The organism is Nocardioides exalbidus, from assembly GCF_900105585.1.
Classification (GTDB): domain Bacteria; phylum Actinomycetota; class Actinomycetes; order Propionibacteriales; family Nocardioidaceae; genus Nocardioides; species Nocardioides exalbidus.
This window is the reverse complement of record NZ_FNRT01000002.1, coordinates 3,971,005-3,991,775: the sequence shown is the minus strand read 5'-3', so window position 1 is coordinate 3,991,775 and position 20,771 is coordinate 3,971,005. Positions and strand designations below refer to the sequence as shown.

The window sequence follows — 20,771 nt, the reverse complement described above, 5'->3', positions numbered from 1 at the left end:
TTTCCATGGACTTCCAGACAGCCATCCGGACCTGTCTGTCCAAGTACGTCGACTTCAGCGGCCGCGCGCGTCGTTCGGAGTACTGGTTCTTCGCGCTCTTCACGTTCCTCCTCGGCATCGTGACGGGGTTCGTCGACCGCATCCTCGGCACCGACTTCGGCAACGGCAACGGCCTGATCAGCACGATCGTCAGCCTGGCCCTCCTGCTGCCGGGCCTCGCGGTCGGTGCACGCCGCCTGCACGACACGGGGCGCAGCGGATGGTGGCTGCTGCTCGTGCTGATCCCGATCCTGGGCTGGATCGCCCTGCTGGTCTTCTTCGTCCTCGACTCGCAGCCCGGCGACAACGCGTACGGCCCGAACCCGAAGACCGGAGCCGCGGGCGGCTACCCGCCGCCCCCGCCGCCGAACTACGGCACCGGCCAGTACAACGGCTGACGCGCCAGCTCCACCCACCGCACCGCCCGGGCCCTGCACCGCAGGACCCGGGCGGTGCTGCGTCTCCGGCGCGCGGTCCACGGTGCGCTGTCGGACCCGCGTCGTAGCGTCGCCGAGCATGAGTCCCGTCCACCACACCATCGACTACGTCGAGATCAGCACCGACGACCTGGCTGCGGCCAAGGCTTTCTACGAGCTGGCCTTCGGCTGGCAGTTCAACGACTACGGCCCCGACTACGCCGGCATCCGCGCCGCGTCTGGCGACGGCGAGGTCGGGGGCCTCGCCGCGTCCGGCACGCCCACCCCGGGCGGACCGCTCGTCCTGCTCTACTCCGACGACCTGGACGCGAGCGTCGCGGCCGTGGAGGGTGCCGGCGGCACGGTCACCTCGGGCCCCTACGAGTTCCCCGGTGGTCGCCGGTTCGAGTTCAGCGACCCGGGCGGCACCGTGCTCGGGGTCTGGGCGAGCAGCTAGCCGGGCCAGACCTCGGGTGAGCACGCCGCGACGATCGCGCGGCGCGCGGCCCGGCCGAGCGGCTGCAGGAGTCCACGACGTTGCTCGACCTCGTACGCCGACAGCGCCCCGCCGTCGTCGACGAGGGCGAGGTCGACGATCGCCCAGGCCTGCAGGCCGCGTGCGGCCAGCTCCACGCACCGCGGCGGGGTGCCGAGCGGCGCCTCGACGCGCGGTCGGTGGTGCAGGTTCATCAGTGCGTCGGCAGCCTCGGGTCGCCAGCGTGCGACGTCGAGCTCGGCCAGCTCCCCGGCCGTCGTCAGCAGGGTCTCGCGCAGGCCGCGGTCGGCCTCGCCGACGTCGGGCAGCTGGCGGCGCGCCGCCTCGTGCGGGTGCCACTGGACGGTCTCGCCCTGCTCTGCCGGCACCAGACCGAGGTCCCCGACCACGACCGCCTGACCGGCGTCGAGGGCCGCGCGGTTGAACGCGGGCGGGCCACCCAGGCCGAGCAGGTCGCCCTCGACGGGGAGCGCGAGCCCGGCCCACGACGCCCGCGTCCCGCGGGCGCGCACGAGCAGGTCCATCGCCGAGCCGCCGGCCAGCAGGTGGGTGTCGTCGGCCAGCGCGTCAAGGACGTGGTCGGTCTGCTCGTGCCCCCGGAGCCAGGCGGTGAGCCACCACGCCAGCGTCGCGGAGTGCGGCAGTGCGAGGGCGGGTGCGGGGGAGGAGGGGCTCGAGGCGGACATCGCCCGCGAGGGTACTCGTCGGTCCGCGACCGCCGTGTCCGGACCGGAGCGGCGCGTGCCGCTGGATAGGGTGGCGGCCATGGTCGCCGTCATCGAGTTCGCAGGGGTCACGGTGCGCCGGGGCAGGTCGCTGCTGCTCGACGACGTCAGCTGGCAGGTCGAGGAGGACGAGCGCTGGGTCGTCCTCGGACCCAACGGCGCCGGCAAGACGACCCTCCTGCAGGTCGCGGGCGCCCAGATCCACCCGACCTCCGGGGTCGCCGGGATCCTCGACGTGGTGCTCGGCACGACCGACGTCTTCGAGCTCCGCCCGCGCATCGGCCTGACGAGCGCGGCGCTCGCCGACCGGATCCCGAAGTCCGAGCTCGTGCGCGACGTCGTCGTCTCCGCGTCCTACGGCGTCGTGGGTCGGTGGCGCGAGGAGTACGCCGAGCTCGACCACGACCGCGCCTCCTCGCTGCTGCAGGAGGTGGGCGCCGGTCACCTCCTCGAGCGCACCTTCGGCACGTTGAGCGAGGGCGAGCGCAAGCGCGTCCAGATCGCCCGCGCGCTGATGACCGACCCCGAGCTGCTGCTCCTCGACGAGCCCGCCGCCGGGCTCGACCTCGGCGGGCGCGAGGACCTCGTGGCGACGCTCTCCGAGCTCGCGATGGACCCCGACTCCCCGGCGACCGTGCTGGTCTCGCACCACGTGGAGGAGATCCCGCCCGGTTTCACCCACGCCCTGCTGCTCCGCGAGGGCCGCGTGGTCGACGCCGGTCCCGTCGAGGACGTGGTGACGGCGGAGACGCTCTCGGAGACGTTCGCGATGCCGCTGCTGCTCAGCAGGGCGGACGACCGGTTCGCGGCGCGTCGTCGTCCTGCCCGCTGATCCGAGGGGCCCTTGGATAGGGTCTGGTCATGGACTGGATCCGTGACCACCTCTGGGAGACGTGGCTGGCGCTGTCGATCGCGCTGGGTGTCGCCGAGATGTTCAGCCTGGACCTGATCCTGGCCATGCTGGCGGCCGGTGCGGTGATCGGCATGGTCGCCGCGATCCTGGGCCTGCCCGTCGTCCTCCAGATCGTGCTCGCGCTCGGCGCCTCGGTCGCCATGCTGGCCTTCGTGCGGCCGACGTTCGTCAAGCGCCTCCACAACGGACCCGAGCTCTCGCTCGGCCACGGCAAGCTCGTCGGCACGCGGGCCATGGTCACCGAGGAGATCACCGGCCTCGCAGCCGGCCGGATCAAGGCCGGCGGCGAGATCTGGAGCGCGCTGCCCTACGACGACACGCTGCGGATCGCACCCGGCGACACCGTCGAGATCCTCCAGATCAAGGGCGCGACCGCCTACGTCCACCCGGTGGCCACGCTCGAGCCCTGAGCGGCCGCGACCAGGACCTCACAGCCAGCACCACCCACTGCACCACACAAGAATCGGGGGAGAAGCCATGGGCACAGCACTGCTGGTCCTGTTCCTGCTCGTCGTCCTGTTCGTCGTCGTCATGCTCGCCAAGACGGTCCGGATCGTGCCCCAGGCGCGGGCGGCCATCGTCGAGCGGTTCGGCAAGTACAAGGGCACGCTGCCCGCAGGACTCAACATCGTCGTGCCGTTCATCGACAAGGTGCGCTATCTCATCGACCTGCGCGAGCAGGTCGTGAGCTTCCCGCCGCAGCCGGTGATCACGGAGGACAACCTCGTCGTCTCGATCGACACCGTCATCTACTTCCAGGTGACCGACCCGGTGACCGCGACCTACGAGATCGCCAACTACATCCAGGCCGTCGAGCAGCTCACCATGACCACGCTGCGCAACATCGTCGGTGGCATGGACCTCGAGCAGACGCTCACCAGCCGCGACGAGATCAACAGCGGCCTCCGCGGCGTCCTCGACGAGGCCACCGGCAAGTGGGGCATCCGGGTCAACCGTGTCGAGATCAAGGGCATCGACCCGCCGCCGTCCATCAAGGACGCGATGGAGAAGCAGATGCGAGCCGACCGCGACAAGCGTGCGCTCATCCTCACCGCGGAGGGCCAGCGCCAGTCCGCGATCCTCACCGCCGAGGGCAACAAGCAGTCCTCGATCCTCAACGCCGAGGGTGACCGCGAGTCGCTCATCCTCCGGGCGCAGGCCGACCGCGAGGCCGCGATCCTGCGTGCCCAGGGTGAGGGCCAGGCCATCCAGACCGTCTTCCAGGCGATCCACGACGGCCAGCCCGACCAGTCGCTGCTGGCCTACCAGTACCTCCAGATGATGCCGAAGATCGCCGAGGGCAGCGCCAACAAGGTGTGGGTCATCCCCTCGGAGATCACCAAGGCGATGGAGGGACTCGGGTCCTCGATCCACGAGATCGCCGGGATCCCGAAGGACGCCTCGCCGCGCAAGCGCGTCGACATGGGCCCGACCGAGCCGCAGCTCCCGCGTGGGTCCGAGGACCCCGAGATGACGGCCACCAACGCCGCCGTCCAGCAGGCGATCGCCGAGGCCCAGAGCGCGGCCAACCCGGGCAAGGCCGCACGAGCGGCCGCAGCCGGCGACCCGCTGAGCGACCCGCTGGACACGCCCGCGGACCTGTCCGGTCCCGCTGACCCGGAGGCACCCGCCGGCCAGTGAGTCCTCTCGAGATGCTGCTGATCACCCTCGCCGGGGTGGCGGCAGGCACCATCAACACCGTGGTGGGGTCGGGGACGTTGATCACGTTCCCGACCCTCCTCGCGTTCGGCGTACCTCCCGTGACGGCCAACGTCAGCAACAACGTCGGCCTCGTGCCGGGCAACGTCTCCGGCGCCATCGGCTACCGTCGCGAGCTCGTCGGCCAGCGCTCGCGCGTCATCCGGCTGGGCGTCGCCTCACTGCTCGGCGGCACGGTCGGGGCCCTGCTCCTCCTCGTGCTGCCGTCGTCGGCCTTCGACGCGATCGTCCCCGCGCTCATCGCGCTCGGCGTCGTGCTGGTGATCTTCGGCCCGCGGATCCAGCGATCGGTCGCGGCCCGCGCCGAGTCGCGCGGCGGCATCCCCGACCACGGCGTGTGGTGGGTGTGGCCGGCGGTCGCGGCCGCCGGCGTCTACGGCGGCTACTTCGGTGCCGCCCAGGGCGTGCTGCTGATGGCGGTCCTCGGCATCGGGGTCGCCGACACGATGCAGCGCCACACCGCGACGAAGAACGTCCTCGCGCTCATCGTGAACCTCGTCGCAGCGCTGGTGTTCATCGCCGTCGCCGACATCGACTGGGCCATCGCCGGGCTCATCGCGCTCGGCTCCGTCGTCGGCGGGCAGATCGGCGCCACCGTGGGCCGTCGCCTGTCGCCCACCCTGATGCGCGGCGTGATCGCCGTCGTCGGCATCACCGCGCTGGTCGTGCTCCTCGTCTGAGGGGGCACACCACGCGGGGGGTCAGCCGGCCGGGGTGACCCAGGCGTCGAGCCACCGGCCGAGGAGGTCGTACGCCGTCGCGCGCACCGCGGGCCGCGACAGCACGATGTCGTGCATCGCGCCCTCCACGGCGATCGAGGTGACGTGCCGGCCGACCGAGGACGCCCAACGCCGGATCTGCTCGACGTCGAGCACGATGTCGTGGGTGAAGGCCTCCTCGCCGTCGACGTCGCCGAAGAACGATCGGGCCGAGGAGAGCACGAGGACGGGGCAGGGGATCGACAGCCCGGCGTGGAGCCGCTGGTGGCCCTGCCGGATCGCGCGCAGCCACCCGACGTAGACCGGTCGCGACTCGAGCGGCTTCCAGTCCAGGTCGTAGTCCCACTCGCCGCCGTGGAGGCGGTGGAGCGAGCGGCCGTAGACCCCGCTGATCTTGCGGGGGATCTCCTGGAGCGGCCGGCTCGACCCGATCCGCTCGAGGGCGACGCGGGTGGCCGGGCTGCGGAGCCACGCCGCGCCCTGCATGTCGAACCAGGGGGAGTTGAGCACGACGGCGTCGATCTCGGGGTGGCGCCGCTCGTCGGCCCACAGCGACATGGTGAGCCCGCCAGTGGAGTGCCCCGACACGATCACCTCGCGGTGCCCGTCGCGCTCGGTGACCCGCCACCAGGAGAGGTCGATCTCGCCGAAGTACTCGTGGAGGTCGGCGACGTAGTTGGGCGTCTGGTGCGGGCGCAGCGACCTGCCGTACTTGCGGAGGTCGAGCGCGTAGAACGTGTAGCCGCGGTCGGCCCACCACTGGGCGTACTCGGTGTGGAAGAAGTAGTCCGCGAAGCCGTGCACGTGCAGCACGGCACGGCCGGTGGGGGCGGCGGCCTCGAGCTTGACCAGCGTGGCGACCACCGGGCCCTCGCTGTCGGGCGGGAGCGAGAACGTCTCCACCCGGTAGGCAGGTCCGAGGATGTCGGCCTGGAGCGGGACCAGGGGCATGTCGCGACCCTATCGACCCGGTCTCAGTTTCCCCGTTCGACCTCGGGCACGTGGACGGGGGACCTACCCTTCAGCGGTGTTGAAGGCGCTGGGATCCGTGCTGCGCGGCTGCCTGACCTACGTCCGGCAGCACGCGGACAACTGGCGCACGGGCTCACGCGGCAGCCAACTGTTCCTGCTGCTCGTCATGGTCGCGATGGTGGCGATCACGATCATGCTCAGCGCGTCGGTCGAGGTCGTCGTGCCCGTGTCGATGTGGTTCCTCTTCCTGATGGTCGGCACGCTCCTGCTGCGGTTCGGTCCGCTGCTCGTGCTCGTCGCCGTGCTGGTGGGCGTGGCCTGGCGCACCTCCCTCGACACCGGCTACGCCCCCGCCGACCGCAGCACGGCGCTCGTGATCTTCGGTTTTGCCATCGTGCTCGCGCTCTACCAGTCCAGCCGCCAGCGCTCCGGGCTGCCGATGGCGCTCAGCGAGGCCGTGCTGACCCAGCTGCGCGACCGGCTGCAGCGCCAGGGGCAGGTCCCCGAGCTGCCCGTCGGCTGGCGCTCGGAGTCGGCGACGCTCACGGCCAACGGGCCGAGCTACGCCGGTGACTTCCTCGTCGCCGACCTGCGGGAGGACCGCTGGCTGGAGATGGCCCTGGTCGACGTGGTCGGGAAGGGCACCTCGGTCGGGCCGCAGGCGCTCCAGTTCGCGGGGGCCCTCGGCGGGCTGATCGGCGCCCTGCCGCCCTCGCAGATGATGGAGGCGGCGAACCGGTTCCTGCTGCGACAGGAGTCCGACGAGTCCCTGGCGACGGCGGTGCACATCAAGCTCGACCTCGTGACCGGCGACTACACGATCACCAGCGCCGGGCACCCGCCAGCCCTGCACTGGGTCCTGGGCCGGCGCGGCTGGGCGATCGACAACGCCCGGGGCATGGCGCTCGGCGTCATCGAGGACGCCTTCTTCGAGCCCAGCAGGGGTCGCCTCCGGCCGGGCGAGGCCCTGATGTTCTACACCGACGGCGTCATCGAGGGCGCCGACAAGGACCTCGACCTGGGCATCGAGTGGCTGCGCGATGCCGCGCTCAAGGCCGTCGACGCCCGAGGCTTCGCCGGACTGCCCCGCCGGGTGCTCAAGCAGGTGCCCCGCGGCAACGACGATCGCGCGATGCTCGTGATCGAGCGGCAGCCGCTCACCTCGCCGGAGCGCGACTCCGAGCGGGCGCAGGCCCTCGGCGGCTGACCCCCGCTCGTCGTCGCGCTCAGGCCCCGCGGGAGTAGAGGTCGCGGATCACGTCCTCGATGTCCGGCTCCTGGATCGACAGGTCCGCGACGTCGTACGCCGCCGCCACGGCCGCCACGACCGGCGCCGCGCTGGCGTCGGCCGGGAACGACAGCCACTGGCGCGGTCCCTCGACCTTCCGCACGCGCGCGCCCGGTACGTCGATGGGCGCGGCCTCGTCGACGAGATCGACGACCAGGGTGCGGCTGGAGCCGCCCTGGGCGTGCAGCCCGGCGAGCGAGCCGTCGTAGACCGACGTGCCGTGGTCGATCACGATCACCCGGTCGCAGAGCGCCTCGATGTCCTGGAGGTCGTGCGTGGTGAGCAGGAGGGTGGTCCCGCGCTCGGCGTTGAGCGCGCGCAGGAACTCGCGGAGCCGGCCCTTGCTGACGACGTCGAGCCCGATCGTGGGCTCGTCGAGGTAGAGCACCTCCGGGTCGTGGAGCAGCGCCGCGATGATGTCGCCCCGCATCCGCTGGCCCAGGCTCAGCTGCCGCACCGGCGTGTCGAGCTGGTCGCCGAGGTCGAGCAGCTCCACGAAGCGGTCGAGGTTGTCGCGGTAGTGCGCCGGCTCGACGCGGTACATCTTCTGGAGCAGGTCGAAGGAGTCGCGCAGCGGCAGGTCCCACCACAGCGTCGAGCGCTGCCCGAAGACCACGCCGATCCGGCGGGCGAGCTCGACCCGGTCGCGGCTGGGGTCGAGGCCGGCGACGCGGACCTCACCCCCGGTCGGGACGAGGATGCCGGTGAGCATCTTGATCGTGGTGGACTTCCCGGCTCCGTTCGGGCCGATGTAGCCGACCATCTCGCCCGCGTCGACCGAGAAGCTCAGGTCGTGGACCGCGTGCACCTGCTCGCGGGCTCGGCGGCGGCGCCCCTCCACCCGACGTCGTACGTCGAAGGTGCGGGCGAGGTCGCTCACGCGGATCAGCGGTCCTGCGGCGTGGTTGGGCGTCATGTCAGCTCCCGGTCGAGGTGTAGTGGCGGACGCCGGAGCGCCACACGAGCAGGGCGGCGGCCATCGTGAGCAGGCCGGCGAGCGGTGAGGCGAACTGGAAGGCGTCGGGCATCCCCGACGGGTCGTCGCGACCGAGGAGGAACAGGCACGGGTACCAGTTCACGAAGGCGACGGGAATGACGAAGGTGAGGCCGACGAGCACCTCGCGCGGGAAGATCGCGAGCGGGTACTGCGTGACAGTCGCGCCGCCGTAGGTGAAGGCGTTGGCGAACTCGGTCGCGTCGGTCGTCCAGAACTGGACGCAGGAGAAGCCCACGAAGAGGCCGAAGAAGACCAGCCCGCCGCCCACGAGCATCGAGACCGCGACCAGCACGCGGAGGGGGGTCCAGTCGACGTAGGTGCACGCCCAGCCGAAGACCACGCCGGCCTGGGTGAGGCGGCCGAGCCGCCGCAGGGTGAACTGGTCGGCGCACACCTGCACGAGCAGCGGCACCGGCTTGGTCATCATCTGGTCGAGCCGCCCGGTGCGGATGTAGGTGCCGATCCGCTCGACGCTGCCGATGGCGGTGTCGGCGACGGCGAGGGCCAGCGAGGCGCTGCCGTAGAGGAGGGCGACCTCGTGCAGGGAGAACCCCGCCAGCCGGTCGAGGTGGGCGAACATGATCCAGAGCCCCACGAAGTCGAGGCCGGTGATCATCCCGTTGCCGACGGCGAGCAGCACGAACGACGTGGGGTACTGCCACGCGGCGCGGATCCAGAGCCACGCGATCTGGCCGTAGGAGCGCAGGTGGCCCGCGGGCGTGGGGCTAGCCACCCTGCACCACCACCTTGCGGGTGGCCAGGCGCAGCACGACCTGGCAGGCCCCGAGCAGGACGACCGCCCAGAACAGCTGGAAGCCGAGCGCGGCGAGGAGGTCCGCCCCGGTGTGCTTGCCGAGCCAGACGTCGGCGGGGACCTGGACGTAGGACGCCCACGGCAGCGCCCTGGCGAGGGTCCCGAGCCACCCGGGGAAGAGCACGAGCGGCAACATCATCCCGCTGAAGAAGATCGCGAACGCGCCGCTCATCACCTTCACGCCGGACTGGTCGAGCAGCCAGAAGGCGGTGCTGGCGACGAGGAAGCGGATCGTGAAGCTGACCACCACGGCGAGCACGAGCGAGACGGCGAACGCGAGCGCGGCCACCGGCGAGGTCGGCAGCGCGATGTCGAACACGACGAGGCCGATGACCGTCGGGCCCAGCCCGCGGGTGAGGAGGTGGTACGCCGCTCGCCCCAGGTCGCTGGCGAGGTACCACCCGACGAGGCCGACGGGTCGGTAGAGGTCGATCGCCACGTCGCCGGTGCGGATCCGCTCGGCGAGGTCGTCGGTCGTGCCACCACCCCACAGCGCGACGGTCATCAGCAGTGCCTGCCCGAGCCAGACGTAGGTGACGGCGTCCTGGGCGTCGTACCCGCCGGCCGTGGGGTTGGCCTCCCAGAGCGCGAGGTAGGCGAAGGAGTAGATGATCCCGAAGACCGAGTTCGTGAAGATCCCGGCGAGCGTCGCGGCGCGGTAGGTGGAGTAGCGACGGAAGGCACGAGTCGCGATCGCGACGTGCAGCGTCCCCCACCCCCTCGGCACCACAGCTCCTCACATGAGATCGATCCCCGGGCCCACCCACGAGGGGGCCGGGGATCGTCTCACATCAGTGGGGCCGCGTGCACGCGGCTGCTCCGTGCCGGTGCTGCGTCAGCTGTGGCGCACCAGGTTGACCACGCCGATGACGCGGCCGGAGGAGTCCTCGGTGATCGCGACGCCGGCGCGCTTGGCGCGCGGGCTGAGCAGGATCTCGCGGTGGCCGGGGGAGTCGAGCCACAGCGCGACCATCTGGTCGGGGGTCAGGCCCTCGCCGCGCACCAGGGTCTCGCCGGCCCAGGAGTTGTCGCAGCGCTTGATGACCTCGTTCTGGTCGCGGTGCTCGAAGAGGCCGGTGCGCGCGATGCGGGAGCCCCACAGCTCGGCCAGCCGGTCGGTGCAGGAGTCGAAGTTCCAGATCTTGCGCAGGCCGTTGGCCACGCGCGCCTGGTTGATCTCGACCATGAGGGTGTTCTCGAGGTCCTCGTTGGTCATGTCGCCGGCGTCCTTGACCACGACGCTGGCCGGAACGGACCAGGTCACCGCGTCCGCCGAGGCCGGCACGCCGCACAGCACGCCGGCGGCGACGAGGGCCGATGCCAGGAGTGCGAGGGGGCGGGGGTGGCGCACGGTGAGGTCCTCTGAGGGGGTGGGGGACGCTTCGAGTTGCTGCGACGCTGATGCAGTCTTGATGAAACCTTGTCGATATCTTAGAGAAGATACGTTCCGAGGGGGCGAAAAGTCGACTTCTCGCCCCTTGCTGCCTCGACACGCCGCGAAGACCATCAAGTTTCATGACGGGCTCTGCGTGAGTGTCGAGTTCAGATCAAAACGGCTTGACGGTTTCTGCGTGGGCGAAACGCAGAAAAAGAGGCCCGATGGTCTGGACCGCGAGGGTCCGACCACCGGGCCTCCTGACCGCCCCTCAGGGGCGGGGAGCACGCAGTGTTGGCGAGTCAGCGCGAGGCGTCAGCGCCGGATGTCAGTGGGCATAGGTGCCGTGCACGATGGCGCGGCCGAGCGTCTTGAACGCGAGGTTGAACGAGACGACCGCGTTGGAGACGGAGTCGTCGACCCCGAGGCTCTCCTCCTGCACCGCGTGCACCACGAAGAAGTAGCGGTGCACCTGGTCGCCCTCGGGCGGAGCGGCGCCCGTGAAGCCGGCCTCACCGCCGTCGTTGCGGACGTGGAAGGCCTTGCCGGGGAGCTCTCCTGCCGCCGCGCCGGTGTCGAGCGAGGTGACGTCGGCGGGGATGTCGACGAGGCACCAGTGCCAGAACCCGCTCGGCGTCGGGGCGTCGGGGTCGAAGCAGGTGACGACGTAGGACTTCGTCCCCTCCGGGGCGCCCGACCAGCTCAGCTGCGGCGACGTGTTGCCGAGGTCGGCCACCTGGTCGTCCTTCAGGGGCTGTCCGTCGGTGACGTCGTCGCTGGTGACCGTGAAGGAGGCGGTCGCCGGGAGGAGGTCGTAGGGATTCGGGGTCACGGGGCGTTCGAGGCTCATATCCCGAACCTAGCCACCGACCCCACGAGCCGGACAGGGAGAATGTCCGGATGCGCACCGCCAGCCCGCACGACGCGGCCGACGACCTCCCCCACGAGGCAGACCACCATCCCTACCTCGCCGGGCTGGTGCTGACCGGGAGGAAGGTCGTGGTGGTCGGCGGCGGGCACGTCGCCCAGCGCCGCGTGCCGGCCCTCATCGGCGCTGGAGCGGCGGTGACGCTGGTGAGCCCCGAGGTGACGCCCGCGCTCGAGGGCATGGGCGGCGAGCTCGACCTCGTGCTCCGCGACTTCGTCGAGACCGACCTCGACGGCGCCTGGTACGTCGTCGCGGCCACGGACGACGCCGAGGTGAACGCCCGCGTCGCCGTCGCCGCCGAGGCGCGGCACACCTTCTGCGTCCGTGCCGACGACGCGCTCGGGGGCACCGCGTGGACCCCCGCCGTGGGCCACCACGGGAGCGTCACGATCGGCGTGCTCGGCAACCGCGAGCCGCGCAAGTCCGCCGCGCTGCGCGACGACATCGTCACCGCGCTGCGTGATGGCCAGCTCACGGCCTCCGACGCCCTGGACCGCAGCCCCGGTGTGGTGCTGGTCGGCGGGGGACCGGGTGACCCCGAGCTGGTCACGGTCGCAGCGCGCCATGCCTTCGCCTCCGCCGACGTGGTCGTCGCCGATCGGCTCGCCCCGCGTGAGCTCCTCGACGAGCTCGGACCCGACGTCGAGCTGATCGACGTCGCCAAGCTGCCCCGCGGGCGGTCGGCCTCCCAGGACCACATCAACGAGGTGATCATCGATCGCGCCCGCGCGGGCAAGCGCGTGGTCCGGTTCAAGGGCGGCGACAACTTCGTCTTCGGCCGCGGCTTCGAGGAGCTGCTGGCCTGCGCGGCCGCCGACGTGCCCGTCACCGTCGTACCCGGCCTCACGTCCGCCATCTCGGTGCCCGCACTCGTCGGGATCCCCGTCACCCACCGCGGCGTGGCGCACGAGTTCACCGTCATCTCCGGGCACATCCCGCCGGGGCACCCCGACTCGCTCGTGCAGTGGGAGTCCCTCGCCGGCCTGCGCGGCACGCTGGTCTTCCTCATGGCCGTCGACAACGCCCCGGCGATCGCCGCGACCCTCGTCGAGCACGGTCGCGGCGCGGGCACCCCGGTCGCCGTGATCGTGGACGGCACGATGCCGACCGAGCGCGTCGTGCTGAGCACCCTGGGGACGCTCGCCGACGACCTGCGCACCCACGAGGTCGTCCCGCCGGCGATCATCGTGGTCGGCGACGTGGTGGCGGTAGCGCGCCCGGAGCGCTACCCGGCCCCGAGCCGCGAGCGGGCGCGTGGCTGAGGTCGTCGCGCTCACCGACCCGGCCGACCCGCGGCTGGCCGACTACCGCGACCTGCGCGACGTCGAGCTCCGCAAGAGCTTCGAGGCCGAGCACGGCCTGTTCCTCGCCGAGGGGGAGAAGGTCGTGCGCCGCGCGCTCGAGGGCGGGTTCGACGCCCGCTCCTTCCTGATGGCGCCGCGGTGGCTGGAGAGCCTCGACGACGTGCTCGCGGGGAGCGACGCCCCGGTCTACGTCCTGCCCGAGGCGCTCATCGAGCAGGTCACGGGATTCCACGTCCACCGTGGCGCCCTCGCCTCGCTGCGGCGCCACCCGCTCGCGAGCGTCGACGACGTCCTCGCAGGGTCACGCTCCGTCCTCGTGCTGGAGGACCTCGTCGACCACACCAACGTCGGGGCGATCTTCCGCTCCGGAGCCGCGCTCGGGTTCGACGCCGTGCTCCTCGCGCCGCGCTGCGCGGACCCGCTCTACCGCCGCTCGATCAAGGTCGGCATGGGGGCGGTGTTCTCCACGCCGTGGACCCGGCTGCCCGACTGGTACGACGCCCTGCCGGACCTGTCGCGCCGCGGCTTCACGACGGTCGCGCTGACCCTGGCCGAGGACTCGACGCCGATCGAGGAGGCCGTCGACGGCGTCGACCGGCTCGCGCTGGTGCTCGGCTCCGAGGGCCACGGGCTCTCGGCGCGCTGGGAGGGGTCGGCCGACCGGCGGGCGATCATCCCGATGCGGGCCGGCATCGACTCCCTCAACGTCGCCGCGGCTACTGCGGTGGCGTGCTACGCGGCGGCTCGCCGCTGAGCCGGTGCCGCAGCCTGCGGGCGGCGACCACCACGACCACCACCGCGACGAGCACGTAGACGACGTTGCTGGCGGGGCCGACGTACGCCTCGACGAGGTGCCACTGCTCGCCGAGCTCGTAGCCGGCGAGGACCAGCGCCGCGTTCCAGGCCAGGCTGCCCGCGGTGGTGTAGGCGCAGAAGGTCGCGAGCGGCATCCGGTCGACGCCGGCCGGGATCGACACCAGGCTCCGCACGCCCGGCACGAGCCGGCCGAAGAAGACCGCGGCGCGGCCGTGGCGGCGGAACCACTCCACCGCGCGGCGTACGTCGTCGGCGTGCATGAGCGGGATCCGGTCGGCCAGGCGGCACAGGCGCTCGAGGCCCCACGCGGCGCCGAGCCAGTAGAGCACCAGGGCGCCGATCAGCGAGCCCGCGGTCGCCCACGCGATCGCCGCCACGACGCTGTAGTGGCCCTGGCTGGCCGTGTAGCCGGACAGCGGGAGGACCAGCTCGCTCGGGATCGGCGGGAACACGGTCTCCAGCGCGGTCGCCAGGCCCACGCCCGGCGAGCCGATCGTGCGCATGACGAGGACGAGCCAGTCGAGCACGGCTTCCACGAGTCGTTCTCCCTGGGTGCTTCGGCGTTCGGTCTGCGGACGTCAGGAGAAGTAGTAGCAACCCCGCCCAAGCCCCGAGTGCTCAGCCGCGCTGGCGCAGGGCCTCGTGCAGGACGATCGAGCCGGCCACGGCGGCGTTGAGCGACGACGCGGTGCCCGTCATCGGGATGCTCGCGACGTCGTCGCAGGCTTGGCGCCAGCCGGCGGAGAGACCGGTGGTCTCGTTGCCGACGAGGAGCACGACGCGCCCGGTGAGGTCGACGTCGGAGAGTGCGCTGCCCTCCTCGTCGGTCCCGACGATGCGGTAGCCGTGGGCGTGGGCCCACTCGACAACGGGACCGTGGCCGGGCACGCGGAGGACGGTCAGGGCGAAGAGGGAGCCCGTGCTGGCGCGGACGGCCTGCGGGTCGTAGGGGTCGGCGGCGTGGCCGGTGATGACGAGGGCCGAGGCGCCGAAGGCGTCGGCGGAGCGGGCGAGGGTGCCGATGTTGCCGGGGCTGGTCGGCCGGTCGAAGACCACGACGGGCCCGTGCGGCCGGCGCGAGTCGCCGAGCCGCTCGACGCCGTCCTCGGGCATCTCGACCACGGCGGTAAGCTCGGCGCCGTCCTCCTTGCCGCTGAGCCGCGCGTGGAGCTCCGGGGAGAGGACGACCCGCTCGGCGTCGGTCCTCGCCCACAGGTCGTCGGCCCACGCCGAGGTCGCGCCGTCGGCACGGAGCAGCGCGCGCACGGTCCAGCCCTCCTCGACCGCCCGGGTGATCGGACGGACGCCTTGGACCAGGAGCTCGCGGTTGCGGTGGCGCTTGGAGCGGTTGGTCAGGAGCGCCTCCCACTGCTGGAAGCGGGCGTTCTCCCGGGTGATCCGGAGGTCGGTCACGAGGCGGGCCAGGTCAGCGGGTAGTTCTCCGCCTCGGCGTCGTGCTTCTTGCCGAGCTTCTTGCGCGACTTCGTCGAGAGCCGGTCGCCGAAGACCGTGCCGAGCGTGTGGTCGGTCTCGTGCTGGAGGCATCGCGCGAGCAGCCCGTCGCCCTCGAAGGTCACCGGCTCGCCGTCGAGGCCGAAGCCGTCGACCCGCGCCCAGTCGGGACGGGCGCAGGGCTCGAAGGAGCCGGGGAAGGACAGGCAGCCCTCGTCGTCGTCGTCGAGGTGCCGGTCGTTGCCCTCGGGGAGCGTGAGGACCGGGTTGCACACGACGCCGACCGTGCGCCGGCCCTCGTCGTCGGGGCAGTCGAAGACGAACATCGCAACGTCCTCGCCGACCTGGCAGGCGGCCAGGCCCACGCCGTCGGCGGCGTACATCGTCGCCACCATGTCGGCGGCCAGCGCCGCGAGCGCGTCGTCGTAGGACGTCACGAGCTCCTGCGGGCGGTGCATGACGGGCGTGCCCCACCGCGTGATCGCGCGCACCGTGCCACCCTCGGGGAGAGGGCCGTGCGGTGCGAGTGGGGCGGTCGTCTCGTCGTCGGGCATGCGCAGGATCCTAACGAGAGGGGCACGCGTGACACGCACCACGGGGAGGGCGCTGGCCAAAGGTGTAACTCAGAGTTACAGTTTCGGCATGTCCATCATGAACAGCCTCCGGCCGGGCGGTCGCCACGGGTTGTCGTCGCGGGAGACCCGCGACCCCATCGGCCTCGCCGTGGCCGCCGTGAACCGGCTGGCGCAGAGCGACCTCATCGACCGTGTCGGGCTGCGCAAGCAGACCGAGCAGGTCGTCTACTCGACCACGCGCAACGGCTTCCGCGTCGCCACCGCCGCCGGCCGCCAGTTCGCGAGGGCCGGCAGGCGCACCGCCGGCGCGCGACCGGCCAGCGCCGAGTCGCGCGGGGTCTTCGACCTCACCCCGACCGAGGACGAGGGCATGCTCGTCGACGTCGTGCGCGAGCTCGCCGCCGAGGTGCTGCGACCGGCCGCGTCCGAGGCCGACGAGGCCTGCGCGGCGCCGGCGGAGGTGCTCGCCGCAGCCCAGGAGGTCGGCCTGCCCGGCCTCGGCGTGCCCGAGGAGCTCGGCGGCATCATGGAGGAGCGGTCGGCGATGGCCGGCACCCTCGTCGCCGAGGCGCTCGCGCAGGGCGACATGGGCCTGGCGGTCGCCGCGCTCGCCCCGGGCGCCGTCGCCACCGCGATCGGGCTCTGGGGCACCGAGGCGCAGCAGCAGACCTACCTCCCCGCGTTCACGGGCAGCGACGTCCCGGCTGCCGCCCTGACGATCGCCGAGCCGACGGTGCTCTTCGACCCGTTCGTGCTCGCCACGACCGCACTGCGCGACGGCGACGGCTTCGTCCTCGACGGCGTGAAGTCCGCGGTCGTGCGCGGAGCCGACGCCGAGCTGTTCGTCGTCGCCGCGATGCTCGACGGCACGCCCGCCCTCTTCCTCGTCGAGTCCGGCACCGACGGACTCGCGGTCGAGGCCGACCCCTCGATGGGCGTCCGGGCCGCCGGCCTGGCGCGCCTGCACCTGACCGGCGTACGGCTCGGGGCCGACGCGCTGCTCGGCGACACCGACGGCACCGCCTACGCCGAGTGCGTCCGGCTCTCGCGGCTCGCGTGGTGCGCCCTGGCGGTCGGCACCGGCCAGGCGGTCCTCGACTACGTGAAGGACTACGTCAACGAGCGCGAGGCGTTCGGCGAACCCATCAGCCACCGCCAGTCGGTCGCCTTCATGGTCGCCGACATCGCGATCGAGGTGCAGGCCATGCGGCTGCTGACGTGGAAGGCCGCCTCGCGGGCCACCCGCGGCCAGGACTTCGCCCGCGAGGTCGCGCTGGCCCGCCAGCTGTGCACGGAGAAGGGCATGCGGATCGGCCTCGACGGCGTGCAGCTGCTCGGTGGCCACGGCTTCGTGAAGGAGCACCCGGTCGAACGGTGGTACCGCGACCTGCGGGCCGTCGGCGTGATGGAAGGCGTGGTGATCGTCTGATGATCAACCTCGAGGTCCCGAAGAAGCAGGCCGGCCTGATCGACCAGGCCCACCAGCTCGCGATGAACATGCTCCGCCCGATCTCGCGCAAGTACGACCGCGCCGAGCACGAGTACCCCAAGGAGCTCGACATGCTCGCCGCGCTGATCGACGGCGTGAGCGAGACCGGTGCCACGGGCGGCGCCGGCGCGGGCGGCGTACGCCGTGAGGAGAAGCCCGAGGACGGGTCCGCGAAGGTGCGCAACGGCGCCAACCTCGCGTCGGTGCTCTCCATCGCCGAGATGTGCTGGGGCGACACCGCCCTGCTGCTCTCGATGCCGCGCCAGGGCCTGGGCAACTCGGCGATCGCGTCGGTCGCCAACGAGGAGCAGCTCGAGCGCTACCGCGGCACGTGGGCGGCGATGGCGATCACGGAGCCGGGCACCGGCTCCGACTCGGCCAACATCACCACCACGGCCGTCAGGGACGGCGACGACTACGTCATCAACGGCGAGAAGATCTACGTCACCTCCGGGGACCGCGCCGACAGCTTGGTGGTCTGGGCGACGCTCGACAAGGAGCTCGGCCGCGCGGCGATCAAGTCGTTCCTCGTGCGCAAGGACAACCCCGGGCTCAAGGTCGAGCGGCTCGAGCACAAGCTCGGCATCCGCGCCTCCGACACCGCGGCGATCACCTTCACCGACTGCCGGGTGCCGGCCGAGGACCTGCTCGGCTCGCCCGAGATCGACACCAAGTCCGGCTTCGCGGGCGCGATGGCGACCTTCGACAACACCCGCCCGCTCGTCGCCGCGATGGCCGTCGGCTGCGCCCGCGCGTCGCTCGACCTCACCCGCGACCTGCTCGAGCAGGCCGGCGTGGTCGTCGACTACGACAGGCCGGCCCAGTCGCAGTCGGCCGCGGCGGCGAAGCTCCTCCAGCTCGAGGCCGACTGGGAGGGCGCCCAGCTGCTGATGATGCAGGCGGCCTGGATGGCCGACAACCGTCAGCCGAACTCGCTCGAGGCCTCGATGGCCAAGGCGAAGGCCGGTCGCGTCGGCTCCGACGTGACGCTGTCGTGCGTCCAGCTGTGCGGCACGCTCGGGTTCAGCGAGGCCGAGCTGCTCGAGAAGTGGGCGCGCGACTCCAAGATCCTCGACATCTTCGAGGGCACCCAGCAGATCCAGCAGCTGATCGTGGCCCGCCGGATCCTCGGACTGACGAGCTCCGAGCTCCGCTGACGCCGACCGGGCGCTTCCTCCCCGTCCCGCATGCCGACCGGGCGCTTCCTCGTGGGAGGAAGCGCCCGGTCGTCGTGTGTCAGGAGGCGGTCTTGAAGGGGTCGTGCTGGGCGAGGAGCTTCTCGAGCCGGGCGGCGTCGAGACGGCTGAGTGTCGTGTTGTCCTCCTGCATGTCCCGCACGACCTTGGCGAGGGTGAAGGTGGAGGTCGTGAGGTAGAGCGTGCCGAGTGCGAGGAAGCCCTTGACCCAGGGCTCGGAGTCCATGAAGTAGACGGCGCAGAGCATCGAGAAGAGCGAGGCGCCGAAGGAGATCGCGGCCTGGGCGGCGAAGGCAGTGGTGTTCTTGGCGGTGGAATCGGTCTTGGTGGGCATGCCTGAAGCCTGTCCTCGCGAGTCGCTCGCGGGACCTGTCGACGTACCCGATCGCCACTGAGTACGCCGGCTCAACCGTCACCGGTACGTTCGGGCCATGCCAGACCACGCACCAGACGACCTGTCCCGGGCCGGGCACATGTCCCCGGAGGAGTTCCGCCGCCAGGGCCACGCGGCGATCGACTGGATCGCGGACTACTGGGCCTCGCTCGACGAGCTGCCCGTGCGTTCGCAGCTCGCGCCCGGCGACGTACGACGACTCCTGCCCGCGTCGGCACCGGAGGACGCCGAGCCGTTCGACGCCGTGCTCGACGACCTCGACCGCGTGGTGGTCCCGGGCCTCACGCACTGGCAGCACCCGCGGTTCTTCGCGTACTTCCCGGCCAACTCCTCGCCGGCCGCGATCCTCGGCGACCTCCTCTCCAGCGGCATCGGCGCGCAGGGGATGATCTGGGCCACCAGCCCGGCCGTCACCGAGGTCGAGCAAGTCGTGCTCGACTGGTTCGCCGAGGCGTTGAGACTCCCGGAGGCCTTCCGCAGCGACGGGCCGGGTGGCGGCGTCATCCAGGACACCGCGTCGACGGCGACGTTCACCGCGCTCCTCTCGGCGCTGCACCGCGCCAGCGGGGGAGAGGCCCGGGTGTCGGGCGTGGGCGGCACGCAGTGGCGGGTCTACGGCTCGACGCAGGCCCACTCGTCGCTGGTGAAGGCGGCGATGATGGCCGGCCTCGGTGAGGACGCCGTGCGCACCATCGACGTCGACCCCGCCACGCAGGCGATGGACGTCGACGCGCTGCGCGACGCGATGGCCGAGGACGTCGAGGCCGGGCTCCGGCCGGTGATGGTGCAGGCGGCGTGCGGCAGCACGTCGACGGGCGCGATGGACGACGTCGCCGCGATCGCCGAGGTCGCGCGCGAGTGGGGCGCCTGGCTCCACGTCGACGCCGCGTGGGCCGGTGTCGCCGCCGTGTGTCCCGAGCACCGCGACCACCTGGCCGGGGTCGAGGCGGCCGACTCCTTCGTGACGAACCCGCACAAGTGGCTGCTGACGACCTTCGACTGCTCGACCTTCTGGGTGCGCGACCGGAAGGCCCTGACCGGCGCGCTGTCGATCCTCCCGGAGTACCTCCGCAACGCCGCGACCGAGTCCGGCGAGGTCGTCGACTACCGCGACTGGCACCCGCAGCTGGGACGCCGGTTCCGTGCGATCAAGCTCTGGGCCGTGCTCCGCACCTACGGTGTCTCGGGGCTGCGCGAGCACGTCCGGCACGGCATCGCGCTCGCCGGGCACGTCGCCGACCTCGTGGCCGGCGACGACCGCTTCGAGATGGTCACCGAGCCGGCCCTGTCGCTGGTCGTCTTCCGGCTGCGCGCGGGCGACGAGCAGACGCTGGCCGCGATGGAGGCGGTCAACGCCTCCGGCGAGGCCTACCTCAGCCACACGACCGTCAACGGCGTCGCGGCGATCCGGCTCGCCGTCGGGAGCTGGCGCACGACCCTCGCAGACGTCGACCGGACGTGGCGCGCGCTGCAGGAGGCGGCCGTCTCCCACGGCTGAGACAGTGGGGCGCATGAAGCTCTTCGCCGACACACCCCTGCGTCGCACGCTCCAGGTCGTGGCCGACCTGCTCTTCGTGGCCTGGCTGTGCTTGTGGGTCTGGGCGGGGATGGCCGTGCACGACGGCACCGAGCAGCTCGCCGGACCCGCCCGCCAGACCGACTCCGCTGCGTCCTCGATGGCCGAGCAGCTGCGCGACGCCGGCGGCAGGCTCAGCGGCACGCCGCTGGTCGGCGACGAGCTCGCGGTGCCGTTCGACAAGGCGGCCGAGGCATCGGACGGGCTGGCCTCGGCCGGACGCGACACCGTCGACGCGGTCGAGCGGCTGGCGCTGCTGCTCGGGCTCTCGGTCGCGACCATCCCGATCCTGATCGTCTCGGCGATCCACCTGCCGATCCGGTGGCGCTTCATCCGCGAGGCCACGGCAGGGGCGAGGTTCATCGACGCGCAGGAGGACCTCGACCTCTTCGCGCTGCGGGCGCTGGCCCACCAGCCGATGAGGGTGCTCGCGCAGGTCAGCGACGACCCGGCCGGCGCGTGGCGCGCGCGAGACCCCGACGTCGTACGACGCCTCGCGGCCCTCGAGCTCGCGGACGTCGGGCTGCGACCGAAGAAGCTGCCGGGCTCGCCGGGCACGGCCGCGTAG

At 72.1% G+C, this 20,771-nt stretch carries 24 protein-coding genes; 13 read left to right on the top strand and 11 right to left on the bottom strand.

Translation table 11 applies throughout. From position 1 onward, the window contains the following. Positions 1 to 5 precede the first annotated feature (5 nt). Both BLV76_RS19360 and BLV76_RS19355 read left to right on the top strand, forming a co-directional pair. Positions 6 to 437 (top strand): DUF805 domain-containing protein, encoded by a 432-nt coding sequence (locus BLV76_RS19360; RefSeq protein WP_090971279.1) that lies wholly within the window; start codon positions 6 to 8, stop codon positions 435 to 437. A gap of 118 nt (positions 438 to 555) precedes the next feature. Continuing rightward, positions 556 to 912: a VOC family protein gene (locus BLV76_RS19355; RefSeq protein ID WP_090971277.1), complete on the top strand. Its 357-nt coding sequence runs from the start codon at positions 556 to 558 to the stop codon at positions 910 to 912. Here the strand turns inward: BLV76_RS19355 and BLV76_RS19350 are convergent. Then, entirely contained in the window at positions 909 to 1,637 is a 729-nt protein-coding gene (locus BLV76_RS19350) for a hypothetical protein (protein ID WP_090971276.1), read from the bottom strand. The two genes, BLV76_RS19355 and BLV76_RS19350, sit on opposite strands and share 4 nt — an antisense overlap. A 79-nt stretch (positions 1,638 to 1,716) precedes the next feature. Here BLV76_RS19350 and BLV76_RS19345 point away from each other — a divergent pair, with 79 nt between their 5' ends. The 4 genes from BLV76_RS19345 (at position 1,717) to BLV76_RS19330 (ending at position 4,988) form a co-directional block, all read left to right on the top strand. Then, the gene (locus BLV76_RS19345) at positions 1,717 to 2,508 is read left to right on the top strand and encodes an ABC transporter ATP-binding protein (protein ID WP_090971274.1); all 792 of its coding nucleotides are present in this window, start codon (positions 1,717 to 1,719) and stop codon (positions 2,506 to 2,508) included. Positions 2,509 to 2,537: 29 nt separating this feature from the next. Continuing rightward, positions 2,538 to 2,999, top strand: coding sequence for an NfeD family protein (locus tag BLV76_RS19340; RefSeq protein WP_090971272.1), 462 nt, complete (start codon positions 2,538 to 2,540; stop codon positions 2,997 to 2,999). Positions 3,000 to 3,066: 67 nt separating this feature from the next. Then, positions 3,067 to 4,230 (top strand): SPFH domain-containing protein, encoded by a 1,164-nt coding sequence (locus tag BLV76_RS19335; protein WP_090971270.1) that lies wholly within the window; start codon positions 3,067 to 3,069, stop codon positions 4,228 to 4,230. Continuing rightward, entirely contained in the window at positions 4,227 to 4,988 is a 762-nt protein-coding gene (locus BLV76_RS19330; RefSeq protein WP_090971268.1) for a sulfite exporter TauE/SafE family protein, read from the top strand. Before BLV76_RS19335 ends, BLV76_RS19330 begins: the two co-directional genes overlap by 4 nt. A gap of 21 nt (positions 4,989 to 5,009) precedes the next feature. On the opposite strand, the gene BLV76_RS19325 is transcribed toward BLV76_RS19330, so the two are convergent. After that, complete coding sequence (locus tag BLV76_RS19325; protein WP_090971266.1) at positions 5,010 to 5,978, bottom strand: alpha/beta hydrolase; 969 nt, start codon at positions 5,976 to 5,978, stop codon at positions 5,010 to 5,012. A 76-nt stretch (positions 5,979 to 6,054) separates the two neighbouring features. On the opposite strand from BLV76_RS19325, the gene BLV76_RS19320 reads away from it, so the two are divergent. Beyond that, complete coding sequence (locus tag BLV76_RS19320) at positions 6,055 to 7,206, top strand: PP2C family protein-serine/threonine phosphatase (RefSeq protein WP_175539758.1); 1,152 nt, start codon at positions 6,055 to 6,057, stop codon at positions 7,204 to 7,206. 19 nt (positions 7,207 to 7,225) lie between these two features. Here the strand turns inward: BLV76_RS19320 and BLV76_RS19315 are convergent, their stop codons facing one another. From BLV76_RS19315 to BLV76_RS19295, 5 genes are all read right to left on the bottom strand, one after another. Further along, a complete protein-coding gene (locus BLV76_RS19315; RefSeq protein WP_090971263.1) occupies positions 7,226 to 8,203 on the bottom strand; it encodes an ABC transporter ATP-binding protein in 978 nt (325 codons plus the stop codon). Between the two features lies 1 nt (position 8,204). Continuing rightward, complete coding sequence (locus tag BLV76_RS19310) at positions 8,205 to 9,017, bottom strand: ABC transporter permease (protein ID WP_245734770.1); 813 nt, start codon at positions 9,015 to 9,017, stop codon at positions 8,205 to 8,207. Next, positions 9,010 to 9,825, bottom strand: coding sequence for an ABC transporter permease (locus BLV76_RS19305; RefSeq protein WP_217630396.1), 816 nt, complete (start codon positions 9,823 to 9,825; stop codon positions 9,010 to 9,012). Before BLV76_RS19305 ends, BLV76_RS19310 begins: the two co-directional genes overlap by 8 nt. A gap of 108 nt (positions 9,826 to 9,933) precedes the next feature. Next, the gene (locus tag BLV76_RS19300) at positions 9,934 to 10,449 is read right to left on the bottom strand and encodes a CAP domain-containing protein (RefSeq protein WP_175539757.1); all 516 of its coding nucleotides are present in this window, start codon (positions 10,447 to 10,449) and stop codon (positions 9,934 to 9,936) included. Positions 10,450 to 10,801: 352 nt separating this feature from the next. After that, positions 10,802 to 11,323: a YbhB/YbcL family Raf kinase inhibitor-like protein gene (locus tag BLV76_RS19295; RefSeq protein WP_090971259.1), complete on the bottom strand. Its 522-nt coding sequence runs from the start codon at positions 11,321 to 11,323 to the stop codon at positions 10,802 to 10,804. A gap of 50 nt (positions 11,324 to 11,373) precedes the next feature. On the opposite strand from BLV76_RS19295, the gene cobA reads away from it, so the two are divergent. Continuing rightward, the gene (cobA, locus tag BLV76_RS19290; RefSeq protein ID WP_090971257.1) at positions 11,374 to 12,663 is read left to right on the top strand and encodes a uroporphyrinogen-III C-methyltransferase; all 1,290 of its coding nucleotides are present in this window, start codon (positions 11,374 to 11,376) and stop codon (positions 12,661 to 12,663) included. Continuing rightward, on the top strand, positions 12,656 to 13,459 hold the full coding sequence (locus BLV76_RS19285) for a TrmH family RNA methyltransferase (RefSeq protein ID WP_090971256.1): 804 nt from the start codon (positions 12,656 to 12,658) through the stop codon (positions 13,457 to 13,459). The genes cobA and BLV76_RS19285 overlap by 8 nt, the downstream gene beginning before the upstream one ends. Here BLV76_RS19285 and BLV76_RS19280 read toward each other — a convergent pair. The 3 genes from BLV76_RS19280 to def form a co-directional block, all read right to left on the bottom strand. Continuing rightward, positions 13,422 to 14,057: a DedA family protein gene (locus BLV76_RS19280; protein ID WP_245734768.1), complete on the bottom strand. Its 636-nt coding sequence runs from the start codon at positions 14,055 to 14,057 to the stop codon at positions 13,422 to 13,424. The genes BLV76_RS19285 and BLV76_RS19280 overlap by 38 nt on opposite strands. A gap of 82 nt (positions 14,058 to 14,139) precedes the next feature. Next, positions 14,140 to 14,934, bottom strand: coding sequence for a TrmH family RNA methyltransferase (locus BLV76_RS19275; RefSeq protein WP_090971254.1), 795 nt, complete (start codon positions 14,932 to 14,934; stop codon positions 14,140 to 14,142). Further along, positions 14,931 to 15,527: a peptide deformylase gene (def, locus tag BLV76_RS19270; protein WP_090971253.1), complete on the bottom strand. Its 597-nt coding sequence runs from the start codon at positions 15,525 to 15,527 to the stop codon at positions 14,931 to 14,933. Before def ends, BLV76_RS19275 begins: the two co-directional genes overlap by 4 nt. Positions 15,528 to 15,615: 88 nt before the next feature. Here def and BLV76_RS19265 point away from each other — a divergent pair, with 88 nt between their 5' ends. Further along, positions 15,616 to 16,977 (top strand): acyl-CoA dehydrogenase family protein, encoded by a 1,362-nt coding sequence (locus BLV76_RS19265; protein ID WP_090971251.1) that lies wholly within the window; start codon positions 15,616 to 15,618, stop codon positions 16,975 to 16,977. After that, on the top strand, positions 16,977 to 18,194 hold the full coding sequence (locus BLV76_RS19260) for an acyl-CoA dehydrogenase family protein (protein ID WP_090971249.1): 1,218 nt from the start codon (positions 16,977 to 16,979) through the stop codon (positions 18,192 to 18,194). The genes BLV76_RS19265 and BLV76_RS19260 overlap by 1 nt, the downstream gene beginning before the upstream one ends. A 79-nt stretch (positions 18,195 to 18,273) precedes the next feature. Here BLV76_RS19260 and BLV76_RS19255 read toward each other — a convergent pair whose 3' ends face one another. Then, positions 18,274 to 18,567, bottom strand: coding sequence for a YiaA/YiaB family inner membrane protein (locus BLV76_RS19255; protein WP_090971247.1), 294 nt, complete (start codon positions 18,565 to 18,567; stop codon positions 18,274 to 18,276). Between the two features lie 97 nt (positions 18,568 to 18,664). Between BLV76_RS19255 and BLV76_RS19250 the strand changes: the two genes are divergently transcribed. Then, positions 18,665 to 20,125, top strand: coding sequence for a pyridoxal phosphate-dependent decarboxylase family protein (locus BLV76_RS19250; RefSeq protein WP_217630395.1), 1,461 nt, complete (start codon positions 18,665 to 18,667; stop codon positions 20,123 to 20,125). A 13-nt stretch (positions 20,126 to 20,138) separates the two neighbouring features. Continuing rightward, entirely contained in the window at positions 20,139 to 20,771 is a 633-nt protein-coding gene (locus tag BLV76_RS19245; RefSeq protein ID WP_090971243.1) for a hypothetical protein, read from the top strand.

Bases quoted from the DNA above. Each gene is read 5' to 3' on its own strand.
- BLV76_RS19255 (WP_090971247.1), bottom strand. From the start codon at position 18,567: ATGCCCACCAAGACCGATTCCACCGCCAAGAACACCACTGCCTTCGCC.
- BLV76_RS19335 (WP_090971270.1), top strand. From the start codon at position 3,067: ATGGGCACAGCACTGCTGGTCCTGTTCCTGCTCGTCGTCCTGTTCGTC.
- cobA (WP_090971257.1), top strand. From the start codon at position 11,374: ATGCGCACCGCCAGCCCGCACGACGCGGCCGACGACCTCCCCCACGAG.
- def (WP_090971253.1), bottom strand. From the start codon at position 15,527: ATGCCCGACGACGAGACGACCGCCCCACTCGCACCGCACGGCCCTCTC.
- BLV76_RS19325 (WP_090971266.1), bottom strand. From the start codon at position 5,978: ATGCCCCTGGTCCCGCTCCAGGCCGACATCCTCGGACCTGCCTACCGG.
- BLV76_RS19250 (WP_217630395.1), top strand. From the start codon at position 18,665: ATGCCAGACCACGCACCAGACGACCTGTCCCGGGCCGGGCACATGTCC.
- BLV76_RS19245 (WP_090971243.1), top strand. From the start codon at position 20,139: ATGAAGCTCTTCGCCGACACACCCCTGCGTCGCACGCTCCAGGTCGTG.
- BLV76_RS19260 (WP_090971249.1), top strand. From the start codon at position 16,977: ATGATCAACCTCGAGGTCCCGAAGAAGCAGGCCGGCCTGATCGACCAG.
- BLV76_RS19350 (WP_090971276.1), bottom strand. From the start codon at position 1,637: ATGTCCGCCTCGAGCCCCTCCTCCCCCGCACCCGCCCTCGCACTGCCG.
- BLV76_RS19340 (WP_090971272.1), top strand. From the start codon at position 2,538: ATGGACTGGATCCGTGACCACCTCTGGGAGACGTGGCTGGCGCTGTCG.
- BLV76_RS19360 (WP_090971279.1), top strand. From the start codon at position 6: ATGGACTTCCAGACAGCCATCCGGACCTGTCTGTCCAAGTACGTCGAC.
- BLV76_RS19265 (WP_090971251.1), top strand. From the start codon at position 15,616: ATGTCCATCATGAACAGCCTCCGGCCGGGCGGTCGCCACGGGTTGTCG.
- BLV76_RS19315 (WP_090971263.1), bottom strand. From the start codon at position 8,203: ATGACGCCCAACCACGCCGCAGGACCGCTGATCCGCGTGAGCGACCTC.
- BLV76_RS19355 (WP_090971277.1), top strand. From the start codon at position 556: ATGAGTCCCGTCCACCACACCATCGACTACGTCGAGATCAGCACCGAC.
- BLV76_RS19345 (WP_090971274.1), top strand. From the start codon at position 1,717: ATGGTCGCCGTCATCGAGTTCGCAGGGGTCACGGTGCGCCGGGGCAGG.
- BLV76_RS19295 (WP_090971259.1), bottom strand. From the start codon at position 11,323: ATGAGCCTCGAACGCCCCGTGACCCCGAATCCCTACGACCTCCTCCCG.